Genomic DNA, 13,359 nt, shown 5'->3' on the forward strand with positions numbered 1-13,359 from the left:
CTCAGAGCGTCACACGCTCCGGAGGCGGCGCGTGAGCGGCATCCCGCCATCGTCTGGCCACTCCTGAGCTCAGCCGCGACCACGTGCGGTCTCTGATGAAGATGGCGTCGATGGCGATCATCGTCAGCGAGAACCAGGGCAGACCCATCAGCACGGCGATGCCGATGTGGAAAGACAGGATGCCGATGAGTCCGACGAGCCTCGTGGGGCGGGTGAGCAGCATGAGCGGGAAGGCGACCTGGATGAGGATCGAGCCCCAGCTCAGCATCACGACGCCGGGGCCCCATGAGGTCACGAGCTCGGTGAGCACCGGCCACGTGCCGAAGCGCGCCGTGTGCAGGGGGTTGTACACCGCGTAGCCCTCGGCCCAGGGGTCGCCGCCGGCCTTGAACAGCGCACCGGAGGCGTAGACGAAGCAGACCTGCGCCGTCAGCGCGACGAGCGCGAGGTTGTGCAGGACGGTGCCGATCTGCGAGAACGACCCTCCGGGGGCGAACCACTCGCCGTGCTTCGCCCTGCGGCGCGCATCGAACGACCACCGCGCGGCGGGGTCGGCGAAGAAGAGCAGCAGCAGGGCGATGCGGAACATGTTGTCGCCCTGGTCGCCGACCATGTCGTTGGCTTCGATGAACCCGACCCACATGCAGAAGAAGATCGGATGCACGATGCGGAACCGCCATCCGACGGTGAAGAGCACCGCGAGCACGAAGAGCAGCACGTAGAGCAGCGTGTACAGCGCATCGTTGCCCATCACGGCATGGAACGCGCTGAAGAACCAGATCTTCGGGAAGTCGCTGACCGGCTCGGCGAGCTCGCCGTTCCAGGCCGAGCCGGACCCGAACGTGTACAGACGGGTGCTGAAGTTCGTGGCGAGCAGCCCGACGGCGGTCAGCCCGAACAGGATGCGGGTGACGGCCAGGCCGTACAACGCCTTCTTCCCGTTGAAGAGCCAATCCTCGACGAACGCCGAGACGCGGTCGATGACCGACAGCACCATCGCCCAGAACCCGGCGAACAGGGATCCGGCGAAGGCCAGCACCCGCGCGGGGAAGGATGCCTCGGCACGCTCGCGCGCGCCATCCGCAGTGGAGGCCGGGGGCGTCTGCTCGGTAGCGCTCATCCCTGCGTCCTCTCGAACTGCGCGAGGAAGACGTCGCGGAACGCCTGCCGGTTCTGGCCGTCCTCCTCGATCGGAAGCCGCCAGCCCGTGGTCGAGAACGTGGGGTCGGGGCGCTGCGCGTTCGGATCGTTGCGGTTCTCGAAGGGGACGACGTTCTGCCTGCTCACCCGGTACTGCACGGCGACGACGTCATCACCCCAGATCGCATACGCGACCTGGGTGGCGTACGTGGTCGCCAGGTGCTCGGCCTGCATGTACGAGACGGTCGACGGCCCATCGCCCTCGAGCTCGTCGAACGAGCGCTGCATCCACGCCTCGCCGTCGCCCGAGTCGAAATCGAGCGCCGCGACGGCTTTCTGCTCGTCGTTCAGCTTGTTGTAGGCGTTCATCTGGCCGCTGGCGACCTCGCTGGACTGCACGCCAGCGCGGGGAGGGAAGAGGTTGTAGCGGAGCATCGACAGTTCGACGTCCGTCGCGCTCACCCAGCCGGTCTCCACCTCCTCGCCGTCGACCTCGATCACGGCCCGGACGTTGAAGTGGTAGTCGCCGTTGATCGGCTCAGGCGCGAACACGCTCCAGGACTGCCCGAACATCGGGATCATGTACGAGGTCAGCACCTGCTGCGTGGGGATCTCGCGTGCCGCGGAGTACGGCGCGATCCACAGGAACGAGGCGAAGACGTGCCAGAGCGTCAGCACGCACGCGGCGAGAGCGATGAGCTTCACCCACCAGGCGCGCTTCGGCCGCGGCTCAACGACCACAGCGGCCGCCGCCTCCTCCGGCTCAACGGACGCTTCAGTGTTCGTCATCATTCGGTTCCCTCATGACCGAAGGTCGGGACCGTCTCATGGAGACGGCCCCGACCTTCACTCCGTGCTAGTTCACTCGGCGGCGACGCGGCGCGAACGCGCCACGACGGCGATCCCTGCGCCGACCATAAGCAGGAGCACGCCCAGCGCGATCCAGCCCATCGGCGCGTCGGAACCGGTGCCCGCGAGCCCTGCCGCGGTGACCTGGAACGCTCCGCTGATCTCGCCCGAGCTCGCGCCCGTGAGGATCACCTGGTGCGTGCCGAGCTCCGTGCCGGCCGGGATCGTCCACGTGAACGTGACCGTACCCGCGTCGTCGGCGACCTGGGAGCCCAGGGCGAGCGGCGTGGAGTGCATGACCCCGGTCACGACCTCGCCGGGCGCGAAGCCCGTTCCGGTCGCGGTCTGCTGCTCGCCGCGCTCCAGGCGCGGGTGCTCGATGGTCAGACCGAGCACGCGCTCCGGGTCGGCGTCCGCGTCAGCGGATGCCTCCGCCTGCGCTGCCGTGGTGGCGGTCGCCGTCGCGGCTGCCGACGGGTCGGCCGCAGCCGATGCGTCCGCATCCGATGCCGCCGTCGCCGAGGCGGTGGCGGAGGACGTGGCCGTCGCGGCTGCCGCCGAGGAGGCGTTCGGGTTGGCGTCGGCAGCGGCGGAGGTGTCCGCCGCCGTGTCGGACGAGTTGTCCGCCTGTGCTGCGGCCTGAGCCGAGACGGATGCCGAGGCGTTCGCCGACGTCGTCGCATCTGCAGACGCAGCGGTCGAAGCCTGCGCCGTCGCCGCCGCAGCGGCCGCAGCCTCTGCGTTCGCCGTGGCTGCGGCATCCGCCGTCGTCGAGGCGTCAGCGAGAGCGGCCGCGACAGCAGCGGCCTGAGCGGCCACGTCGTTGTCGGGGTCAGCCGTCGCGGAAGCCGACGCGGACGCCGAGGCGTTCGTGTTCAGCTCCGCGTCAGCATCCGCATCCGCGTCCACGTCCGCATCCGCGTCCGATGCTGCGATCGTCGATGCGTCCTGCGAGGAGGTCGCGATCGCCGCAGCAGCGGAGGAGGCGTTCGGGTTCGCATCCGCAGCCGCCGAAGCGTCTGCGGCCGTGGTGGAGGTCGCGTCCGCCTGTGCTGCGGCCTGAGCCGAGACGGATGCCGAGGCGTTCGCCGACGTCGTCGCATCTGCAGACGCAGCCGTCGAAGCCTGCGCCGTCGCCGCCGCAGCCTCCGCGTTCGCCGTCGCCGCAGCATCCGCCGTCGTCGAGGCGTCAGCGAGAGCGGCCGCGACAGCAGCGGCCTGCGCCGCCACATCGTTGTCGGGGTCAGCCGTCGCCGAAGCCGACGCGGACGCCGAGGCGTTCGTGTTCAGCTCCGCGTCAGCATCCGCATCCGCGTCGACATCCGCCGCGGCCGTAGCCGATGCGTCGTTCGACGACGTCGCCGTGGCGGCGACCTCGGCCGAAGCGGCCGTGTTCGCGCTCGCGGCAGAGCTCGCGTCTGCCGTGGTGGAGGAGGAGTTGTCCGCCTGCGCCGCCGCCTGCGCTGCGACGGCCGCCGAGGAGGTGGCGTCCGTCGTCGCGTCGGAGGATGCAGTGGTGGAAGCGTCAGCCGTCGCCGCGACCGCCGCAGCGGCGTCCGCCGTCACATCAGCAGCCGCCGAGGCGGTGCTGGTGGCGTCGGCGAGAGCGGCGGCTTGGGCTGCGACCTGTGCGGAGGCGTTGCTGTCGTCGTCGGCATCGGCCGATGCGGATGCCGAGGCGGACGCGTTGGCGTTCACCTCACCGTCCGGCTCATCCAGAGCCTGGGCGCGCACCGTCGAGGAGCCGAGGTCCAGGTTCAGCGCCGCAGCGGCCGGGAGCAGTTCCAGGCTCAGCGTGTTGACCGTGAAGGACTCGTCACCCAGGTAGCCGGGCTCCGGCTGCTCGTTGACCGTGATCTCCACGACCTGGTTCAGCACCTCGAGCACCGGAGAGAGGCTCTCCAGCAGCGGGTCGATGACACCGGTGAGCGTGCTGCTCAGCGCCGGTCCGACGCCGTTGATGACACCGCTCAGCGTCGTGCCGAGCAGGTCGACGACGACTCCGAGGAGAGGCGTGACGAGGCCGTCGAGGAGGTCGTTGAGCGAGAGGCCGACGATGCCGAGGATCACATCGAGGAGGCCGCCGTCGGCGTCGATCTCGATGGTCGGCTCGGAGGAGTCGGTGCCCGTCAGCTGGCCGAGGGTCGCGTCGATCGTGATCGTCGCGTCCACGCTCGTGATGAGCGCCGACAGCTCAGCCGCGAGGTTCAGCGTGACGCCGGTCTCGTTGAGCAGAGCGGTGACGGCGGTCGTCACCTTGGTGGTGAGCGATCCGAGCGCCTCCGCGACAGCGGTGGTGATCGCGCTGATCGTGGTGTCGTCGAGCACGAGCGTGTTCGGGTCGAGCCCGTTCAGGCCGTCGGGCCCCGCGATCTGCGCGAGGTCGACCTCGATGGTGCCGTCCTCGAGGCTGATCGAGACGATGCCGGAGGTGTCCTCCAGGGGCTCGCTGATCAGCTCGGCTGCGAGAGCGGAGAGGCCGGCATCGAGGCCGTTCACCCCGATGTCGCCGCTGCTGATCGCGACGCCGATCCCGAGGACGCTCAGGTCGATGTCGAGGTCGCCGAGCAGGGACCCGACGACGCCCTCGGAGCCCAGCGCGGTGTCGAGCGTCCCCCCGACGCCCTCGACGGTGCTGGTCAGCGTGGTGGCCAGGCCGCCGAGCAGCGGGCTGGAAAGCGTGAGGCCGAGGTCGGTGGCGACGTACTCGGAGTCGAAGGTGACGTCGTTCGCGACGCCGGTTGCCGTGGCGGTCGAGGCCAGCGCACCGATCTCGAGGCCGAGCTGGTCGACGACGCCATCCGTGATCTCGTCGAGACCGAGCTGGGCGAGGACGTCGGTGAGGTCGACGGTCGCGTTGCCGAAGTCGCCGGGGTTGTCGGCATCGATGGCGATCGAGCCATCAGCGCTGATCGCGCCGGCGCTCGCGGTCGAGGTGTTGGCGTCCGGCGTCCCTGCGAAGGAGCTCAGCAGACCCACCTGCCCGAGGTTCAGCAGACCGGGCACGGAGCCGTCGGTGATGAGCGGAAGCTGAAGGCCGCCGCCAAGGTCGACCTCGAGCCCTTCGAGGAGCTCCAGGTTCAGCGGTGTGACGACCTCAGCGGGTCCGCCGGGGTTGCCGGCGAGCGCCTGTGATACGTCGAGCAGCCCGCCCCCGAGCAGCTCTGTGCGGATGATCTGGCCGAGAGCCTCCGAGTCATCGGAGGGGGCACCCTGAGCCGCGAGCGGCCCGACGATCCCTCCCGCGATGACCGCGGCGGTCGTGAGACCACCCAGCCCCACTGCCAGGGCTCTGCGCTTGCGCAGAGCACTCCTGTTGTTTGTCATTTCTTGCCCTCCCGTGATGCGAACGATGTCGCGTCACGAGACCCTCCCCAGGAGTCGGCAACTTCACCGACAGGACTCGTGTGCCGCCAGTATTCCGGTATCCGGTCCCATCTGTCCAGCCGACTCTCAGAAACACGGCGAAACACGGGGTGAACAGAACGAGCGCCCCGCCGGGAAAAGCGGAGCGCTCGTTCGGGGATCCGATATCGGATCGTTACAGACGGAGACCGTGTCCGAAGCGGAACAGCGGATCGGTGGTATCGAAGGGCACATCGGGACGGGATGCCTCGACCGCGGCCATCGACCGCGGCAGGTCGAACGGCAGACGCCCCTGAGGTGCGGCGACACCGGTGAGGACATCCAGCAATGCGCTGCCGGAGGCGCCCCAGTTCACCAGGACGGCTGCGGCAGCATCCACGATCTCCGTGAGGATCGCCGGCCGATCGGCCAGCACGTCCACGACCGTCGGAACGACGGACGAGACATCCCTGACGTGAGCGATGACCTCATCGGGGAAGGCCAGCGAGCCCGCATGGAAGAAGTTCTCGAACGCGGTCGCGCGCTCCTCGAACGGAGCCTGGAGCCGGAGCACGGCGATATCCGCCTCCTGCGGTGTGGTCACCACTTCTGCGTATTCCGCGAGGACCGCCTGATCGACGCCTTCGGCGTAGACCTTCAGTCCGCGCGCGAAGGGCAGGACACCACTGTTCGTGAGCACCGTGAACGATGCCCGCTGCGCCGCCTCGCCCGCCGCGCGGAACTCGACGCTGCCGACGATCTCATCGGCGGCGTCCTCGTCCACGTACGGGTCCTCGAACAGGCCGAGCTCGAACTTCTCGCGCAGGATCCGACGCGCCGAGACGTCCAGCCGCTCCTCGGAGATCTCGCCGTCGGCGATCAGCTCGAGGATGAGCTCCGGGCACGCCTCGCCGCCGAACTGATCGGCACCGGCATCCAGCACCTTCTTCACGCGCTGCTTCGGCGTGAGATCCTCCACGCCCCATGCCCTTGCGGGATGGGGGTCGCCGAAGATCTCGGCATCCGTGATCAGCCCCCAGTCGGTGCAGACCAGACCGTCGAAGCCGTAGCGCTCGCGGAGCAGCCCGGTGATCACCGACTTGTTGAACCCGAAGCCGACCTCTTCGTACTCCGTGCCCACGGGCATGCCGTAGTAGGGCATGATCTGCCGCGCGCCGGCCTCGAAGGCAGCCTCGAAGGGCTTCAGATGCAGCTCGAACTGCCCGCCGGGGTAGACCTGCTCGCGACCGTAGGGGAAGTGCGGGTCCTCGCCGTCCTTCTGCGGGCCGCCACCGGGGAAGTGCTTCGTCATCGTCGAGACGGAACCAGGGCCGAAGGAGGAGCCCTGGAATCCGCGGATGTAGGCCGCCCCCAGCTTCGAGGTGAGCTCCGCGTCCTCGCCGAACGTCGCCGTGCCGCGGGCCCAGCGCGGCTCTGTGGCGAGGTCGACCTGCGGGTGCAGGGCGACGCGCAGGCCGACGGCGGTGTACTCCTGCCTGGCGATGTCGCCGAAGCGCTCGACGAGCGCCTCGTCGCGGATCGCTGCGAGCCCCATCGTCTCGGGCCACTGCGAGAACGGACCCGCCATGATCGCCGCGCCGGGATTATCGCTGAACGAGTGCCTCGGGTCGGTCGAGAGAGTCACCGGGATGCCGAGGCGGGTGGATGCCGCGAGGCGCTGGAGCTCGTTCTGCCACGCGGCGATGTCGCGCGCCGTCGGGGCCGCGCCCAGCAGGTTGAAGTGGTTCATGAACCGGCCCTCGACGAACTCCCGCGCCGAGGGGAGCCCGAAGGCAGGGTTGCCCTCGTCCACGCCGTTCAGCCCGATCATCGTATGGAAGAAGAGGCCCGCCTTCTCCTCGATCGTCATGGCGTCGAGAAGGAGCTGCACACGGGTGTCGACGTCGAGGTCGGTGTCGAGCCAGGGGCGCTCGGCGACGGCATCCTCTGCCGCCTGGATCGTCACGGCATCCGTCATCACTTCACGCCCTTGATGCGATAGACCAGCACGGCGCCCAGCAGCGCGATGAGCGCGCCGAAGATGTACCAGACCGAATACCCGCCCAGCGGCGTGGCCGCGCCGATCGCGATGATCGCCGGGGCGATGGCCGGAGCGATGGACTGCGGCAGGGCGTTCGCGATGTTCAGCACGCCGAGGTCCTTCGCGGTGTCCGCGGGGTTCGGGAGGACCTCGGTGGCCAGGGCGAGGTCGACCGACAGGAACGAGCCTGCGCCGAGGCCGATGATGGCCTGCGCGACGATGACGACCGCGATGCTGGGGGCAAAGGCGAGGAGCAGGAGCCCCACGACCATGATCGCGCCGGCGATCGCCACGAAGGGGCGGCGCTTGCCGACCTTGTCGGAGAAGAAGCCGCCGAGCGGGGCGGAGAGCGCCATCGCGATCGTCGATGCGACGTTGGCGAGGAGGATCGTGGACACCGCCGCCTGCTCGTCCAGACCGAACTTGTCCTGCAGGAAGTACGGCAGGTACGTGGCGACGCCGGCGTAGCCGAACATGACGAAGAACTTGGTGATCCAGGTCCAGCCGAAATCGGGGTGCTTGCGCGGGTTGAAGATGAACGAGCGGAAGAACAGGCCGACCGTGAACTTCTCGGCGGGCTTCTCGGCGAGACGGCGGTCCTTGAGCACGAGCACGAAGACGATGACGAGCACGGTGGAGATGACGGCGGGGACCACGAAGCGCTCGAAGTCACCGGGCAGGTAGTTGACGATGAAGCTGCCCGCGAGGATCGCGATCGGGGTGGTGATGCCGATGATGCCGGAGACCTTGCCGCGGCTGTGCGTTGGCACCTGATCGGGGAGGGTCGCATTGGCGGCGGCGAGCACGGCGTTCATCGCGCCCTGCACGAGGCACCACGCCAGCAGGACGACCCAGACCGAGTCGGCGACGCCGATGACGACGAAGCCGCCGAGGCCGACGAGGCCGCCGCCGAGGATCCACGGCCGGCGCATGCCCCAGCGCGAGGTGGTGCGGTCGGAGAGGCGCCCGACGAGAGGGTTGCAGATCATCGCGAAGAAGGCGCCGACGCCCAGCACGAGGCCCAGGCTGCCGGTATAGCCCTCGGGGTCGAGGCGCTGGATCTTGAACGCCATCGACACCATCACCGGGGTGAGCAGTGCCAGGTAGACACCGAAGTTCACACCGGCGAGCGCAGGCGTGTAGCCACGGGGGGTCTTGTCAGGGGTCGTTCCCGGCGCCTTGAAGCCGGTCGTGCCGACGGCCGCGGCGGTCGCGGCGGATGACATCTCTGTCATGGGTGGTCCTCTCGGGTGTGCCGCTTGTCCTCTGCGACGCGGCGTCTCGGACGAGAATACATGAAACCCGTCCTTTTGGTAACCGAATCTCGTCCGATTGGTAATCAGTGAGAATAGGATGGGTCGGAAGGAGGGTCGGCGATGATCGTTGCAGTGCCGAAGCCGCGCCAGGCGAGCACAGCGCAGACCCGCGCGCGCATCATGATCGCCGCGCGTGAGATGTTCATCGCGTACGGCTACCGGTCGACCTCTCTGCGGAGCATCGCCGTGACGGCCGGCGTCAGCCACCCCGGCCTCCTCAAGCACTTCGCCTCGAAGGACGAGCTGCTCACGACGATCGTGGAATCGTTCGAGGAGGCGAACGTCGAAGCCGCCGAACTGATCGCGGCCGCCGGCGAGCCCGGCAGCTTCCCGTTCGTCGAGATCGCCCGCCGCAACGAGCAGACCCGCGGCTACCTGGCCCTCTTCGCCGCGCTGACCGGCGAGGCGTCGACGGCATCCCATCCCGCGCACGAGGCCATGCGCGATCGCTATGCACGGCTGATCGCGATGTCCACCGAGGTGATGGAGGATGCGATCCTGCACGGCACCATCTCCGAGGAGAGGGACCCGCGCGGCGAGGCCGTCCGGGTGGCCGCCGCATGGGACGGACTCCAGCTGCTGGAGCAGTATCTGCCCGGTCGCGTCGACGTCGCCACCATGCTCGAGGCGCACGAGGGACACCTGACACTGCCGCTCGGATGGCGAGAGCCGAACGAGGAGCAGACAGAGGCGGTGCCCTCCCCCCTGCCCCCGATCGACGAGGTCTTCCCCGCCGAGGAGGAGTCGGGCTACGCATCCGGCCGCCGCAAGAGGGCGAAGATCGTCGCTGATGCAATGGCACTGTTCGCCAAAGAGGGCTACGGCGACACCAGCCTGCGCGACATCGCCGAGAAGGTGGGCGTGTCCAAGTCGACGCTCATGCACCACTACCCGACCAAGGAGTCGCTGCTGGGCGCCGTGCTCGCCGAGCGCGACCGCTCGATCTCTTCACGGCCGGCGTACCGCCAGGGCGCGACCGCGGCCGAGGAGCTGCGCGCGCTTCCCTCCGGTGCGGCCGAGAACGCGATCGGCGCACCCGGCCTCATCGAGGTGTACGCCGTGCTGTCCTGCGAGGCCGTGCCCGCCTCGCATCCGGCGCACGAGTACTTCACCTCCCGGTTCTCGCGCGCGCTCGACCAGTTCCGCGAACTGTTCCGGATCGCTCAGGCCGAGGGCGCCCTGCCCGCGCACCGCGACCCAGAGCAGGAGGCGATCTGGCTCATCGCTCTCTGGGACGGCTTGCAGTACCAGTGGCTGTACGACCGGGATGCCGTCGATGTCGCCGCCCAGCTCGAGGCGCATCTGGCGGACGTCCTCCCCTCCTGACCCGGCAGGCGGTCAGGACGCGGCGATCACCGCGAGCACGGCATCGCCGTAGGCCTCGCGCTTCTTGGCACCGATGCCGGTGATGCCGTCGAGGTCGGCCTGCGTCGAAGGACGATGCTCGGCCAGCGCCCGGAGCGTGGCATCGCCGAAGACGATGTACGCCGGCACCCCCTGCTCGCGCGCGGTCTCCGCACGCCAGGCGCGCAGCGCCTCGAAGAGGCCGCGATCGCCCTCGCCGAGCGTGTCTGCGGCAGATGCCTTGCGCGCGCGGGCCGCGCCCGCGGTGCGCCCCATGGCGTCCTTGCGCAACGGCACCGGAGTCTCGCCGCGCAGAACTCCCTGCGCCGCCTCGCCCGGCGCGAGCGTTCCGTAGTCGCCCTGCGCGACGAGGATGCCGCGGGCGAGGAGCTGACGGACGACGCTGCGCCAGTCCTGGTCGGAGAGGTCCTTGCCGATCCCGTAGGTCGCGAGCTGGTCGTGCCGCTGCTGCCGGATCCTGTCGTTCGACGCCCCGCGCAGGATGTCGATGAGGTGACCGGCACCGAAGGCCTGGTTGCGCTCGCGCTTGAGACGGACGATCGTCGAGAGCAGCTTCTGCGCCGGCACCAGACCGTCGAAGGTGTCCGGCTTCTCCAGGCAGGTGTCGCAGTTGCCGCACGCGCCGGACTCCTGCCCGAAGTATCCGAGCAGGTTCTGCCTGCGGCATTCCACCGTCTCGCAGAGGGCGAGCATGGCGTCGAGGTGCTGCCCCATGCGCATCTTGAACGTCCGGTCGCCGGGGCTCTGATCGATGAGCCTGCGCTGCTGCACGACGTCGCCGAGGCCGTAGGCCATCCAGGCGATGGATGCTTCGCCATCGCGACCGGCACGACCGGTCTCCTGGTAGTAGCCCTCGACGGACTTCGGCAGATCCACGTGCGCCACGAAGCGCACATCCGGCTTGTCGATGCCCATGCCGAACGCGATGGTGGCGACCATGACCACGCCGTCCTCGCGGAGGAAGCGCGACTGGTTCGCCGCTCGCACCTCTGCGGGGAGCCCGGCGTGGTACGGCAGCGCATCGAAGCCCTGCGCGGCGAGGTGATCGGCGGTCTGCTCGACCGACTTGCGGCTGAGCGCATAGACGATGCCCGCAGCGCCATCCGGCATCGAGCGGATGAACGAGACGAGCTGCTTGCGGGGCTCGACCTTCGGGACGATGCGGTACTGGATGTTGGGACGGTCGAAGCTCGCGACGAAGTGGGCGGCCCTGCCCAGCTGCAGCCGCTCGGTGATCTCCTGATGGGTCGCCCTCGTGGCGGTCGCGGTGAGCGCCATGCGCGGCACACCGGGGAACCGCTCGCCGAGATCGCCGAGCCCGAGATAGTCGGGCCGGAAATCGTGCCCCCACTGCGAGACGCAGTGCGCCTCGTCGATGGCGATGACGCTCAGCGCGCCCCGCTGCAGCAGCGCCGTGGTCGCGGCGTTCGAAAGCCGCTCCGGTGCGACGTAGAGGAGATCGAGCTCGCCGGCGACGTAGGCGCGCTCGACCTCGCGGCGCTCGTCGATCGACTGCGTGGAGTTCAGATACGCGGCGTTGACGCCGTTCGCACGCAGGGCGTCGACCTGGTCGTGCATGAGCGCGATGAGCGGGCTGATCACGAGGCCCGTGCCCTCGCGCACGAGCGCGGGCACCTGGTACGTGACCGACTTGCCGCCGCCGGTCGGCATGAGCACGACGGCATCCCCCCCGCCGATCACCTGCTCGACGATCGCCGCCTGGTCGCCGCGGAAGGCGTCGTAGCCGAAGACGGTGTGCAGCGCCTCGAGAGCGGTGGCATACCGCGACGGGGCCGCGCCGCGCACGGCCGCACCCGCAGCAGGGGTCATCGGCCCAGAACCCCAGTCCAGCGGGGGCTCCCAGCCGTCCTGCGGCGGGATCCAGTCCATTTCCTCCGGCGGGTAGGCGTTGTCCCACGGCTCGTCGGGCAGAGGCAGATCCTCGTAGGGGTCACGGGGATTCTGCGGCATCCCTCCAGCGTAACGACCCGCAGGGACATCCACTCGCCCCGCTCACAGGCTTAGGGTGGTCGGGACGGGAAGGAGCACCCATGACCGACACCACCGTCGCCCTCGCCGAGGAGCAGTCCCGGTACGAGATCCGCGTGGGCGAGACCCTCGCCGGCTTCGCGGAGTTCCGCCGCCGCCCCGGCGAGATCCTGTTCACGCACACCGAGATCGACCCGGCATTCCAGGGCATGGGTCTGGCCGGCATCCTCGCATCGAGCGCCCTCGCCGATGCCGTCTCCTCCGGCCACACCATCGTTCCCTACTGCCCGTACATCGCCGGATATCTGAAGTCACACGTGGTGGACGGCGTGGAAATCCGCTGGCCCCAGGTGCCGGGCGAATGATCGGCCCTCGACGCATCCCGCTCGAACCGCGCGAGGTGCCGCTCGGCGGCGTCCGCGCGATGAACGTGCTGCGGACGCTCCCCCATAAGGACCTCCCCACGGTCGGCGCATGGTGCTTCCTCGACCGCTTCGGTCCTGGCCCCGTGCGCATGCGCGTCGAGCCGCACCCGCACATCGGGCTGCAGACCGTCACCTGGCCGCTCGTGGGTGACATGCGTCACCGAGACTCGGTCGACAGCGACGTCACGCTTCGCCGCGGCCAGCTCAATCTCATGACGGCCGGCAACGGCATCTCCCACTCGGAGTATTCGCTCACGGACGACCCCATCCCCTTGGACGCCCTGCAGTTCTGGGTCGTGCTTCCGGAGTCCGTCCGCCACGGAGACGGTGCCTTCGAGCAGCACGCCGACCTGCCGCAGGTGCACTTGGGTTCGGATGCCATCGCGACGGTGCTGCTCGGCGAGTTCGCCGGGGTCCGCTCCCCCGCGACCGTGCACACGCCGATCGTCGGCGCCGAGGTGTCGCTGCGTGCGGGAGGACGTGTGGAGCTTCCGCTGCGGCCGGAGTGGGAGCACGCCGTGCTGCTCGTCGAGGGCGAAGCCTCGTTCGACGGCGAGGCGCTGGTCCGCAATGAGCTGCTCTACCTGGGCGACGCACGGGACGCCGTGACGGTGACGAGCACGGAGGGCGCCCTGCTGTTCGTCCTCGGCGGCGAGCCCTTCGACGAGGACCTGGTGATGTGGTGGAACTTCGCCGCGCGCACGCACGAGGAGATCGCGCAGGCGCGTGCGGATTGGGAGGATCCGGATGCCTCCGCCACCCGCTTCGGTCACGTGATCACGCACGGCGCGGAGCGCGTGCCGGCGCCCGAGCTGCCGAACGTGCACCTGATGCCCCGGCGACGGAGGATCTGACGCTTCGACAGGTTCAGCGAGCGGGACGCTTCGAC

General features: G+C 69.3%; 9 protein-coding genes. 3 read left to right on the plus strand and 6 right to left on the minus strand.

Features of this window, described 5'->3' with window-relative positions:
- Position 1: 1 nt before the first annotated feature.
- The 5 genes from ACWGJP_RS03855 to ACWGJP_RS03875 form a co-directional block, all read right to left on the minus strand.
- Positions 2 to 1,120 carry an HTTM domain-containing protein gene (locus ACWGJP_RS03855; protein ID WP_452328427.1) on the minus strand — a complete coding sequence of 373 codons (1,119 nt, stop codon included), beginning with the start codon at positions 1,118 to 1,120 and terminating at the stop codon, positions 2 to 4.
- Entirely contained in the window at positions 1,117 to 1,929 is an 813-nt protein-coding gene (locus ACWGJP_RS03860; RefSeq protein ID WP_452328428.1) for a DUF5819 family protein, read from the minus strand. Before ACWGJP_RS03860 ends, ACWGJP_RS03855 begins: the two co-directional genes overlap by 4 nt.
- Before the next feature lie 72 nt (positions 1,930 to 2,001).
- The gene (locus ACWGJP_RS03865; RefSeq protein WP_452328429.1) at positions 2,002 to 5,316 is read right to left on the minus strand and encodes a choice-of-anchor G family protein; all 3,315 of its coding nucleotides are present in this window, start codon (positions 5,314 to 5,316) and stop codon (positions 2,002 to 2,004) included.
- Positions 5,317 to 5,530: 214 nt separating this feature from the next.
- Positions 5,531 to 7,312: a glycoside hydrolase family 3 protein gene (locus ACWGJP_RS03870; protein WP_452328430.1), complete on the minus strand. Its 1,782-nt coding sequence runs from the start codon at positions 7,310 to 7,312 to the stop codon at positions 5,531 to 5,533.
- Positions 7,312 to 8,610, minus strand: a complete 1,299-nt coding sequence (locus ACWGJP_RS03875; protein WP_452328431.1) for an MFS transporter — start codon at positions 8,608 to 8,610, stop codon at positions 7,312 to 7,314. The genes ACWGJP_RS03870 and ACWGJP_RS03875 overlap by 1 nt, the downstream gene beginning before the upstream one ends.
- 141 nt (positions 8,611 to 8,751) lie before the next feature.
- On the opposite strand from ACWGJP_RS03875, the gene ACWGJP_RS03880 reads away from it, so the two are divergent.
- The gene (locus ACWGJP_RS03880; RefSeq protein ID WP_452328432.1) at positions 8,752 to 10,017 is read left to right on the plus strand and encodes a TetR/AcrR family transcriptional regulator; all 1,266 of its coding nucleotides are present in this window, start codon (positions 8,752 to 8,754) and stop codon (positions 10,015 to 10,017) included.
- A gap of 12 nt (positions 10,018 to 10,029) precedes the next feature.
- Here ACWGJP_RS03880 and recQ read toward each other — a convergent pair whose 3' ends face one another.
- On the minus strand, positions 10,030 to 12,027 hold the full coding sequence (recQ, locus tag ACWGJP_RS03885; RefSeq protein WP_452328433.1) for a DNA helicase RecQ: 1,998 nt from the start codon (positions 12,025 to 12,027) through the stop codon (positions 10,030 to 10,032).
- Positions 12,028 to 12,107: 80 nt separating this feature from the next.
- Between recQ and ACWGJP_RS03890 the strand changes: the two genes are divergently transcribed.
- Complete coding sequence (locus ACWGJP_RS03890) at positions 12,108 to 12,410, plus strand: GNAT family N-acetyltransferase (protein ID WP_452328434.1); 303 nt, start codon at positions 12,108 to 12,110, stop codon at positions 12,408 to 12,410.
- Positions 12,407 to 13,324 carry a pirin family protein gene (locus ACWGJP_RS03895; RefSeq protein ID WP_452328435.1) on the plus strand — a complete coding sequence of 306 codons (918 nt, stop codon included), beginning with the start codon at positions 12,407 to 12,409 and terminating at the stop codon, positions 13,322 to 13,324. Before ACWGJP_RS03890 ends, ACWGJP_RS03895 begins: the two co-directional genes overlap by 4 nt.
- Positions 13,325 to 13,359 lie beyond the last annotated feature (35 nt).

Source organism: Microbacterium sp. NPDC055903 (assembly GCF_053615555.1).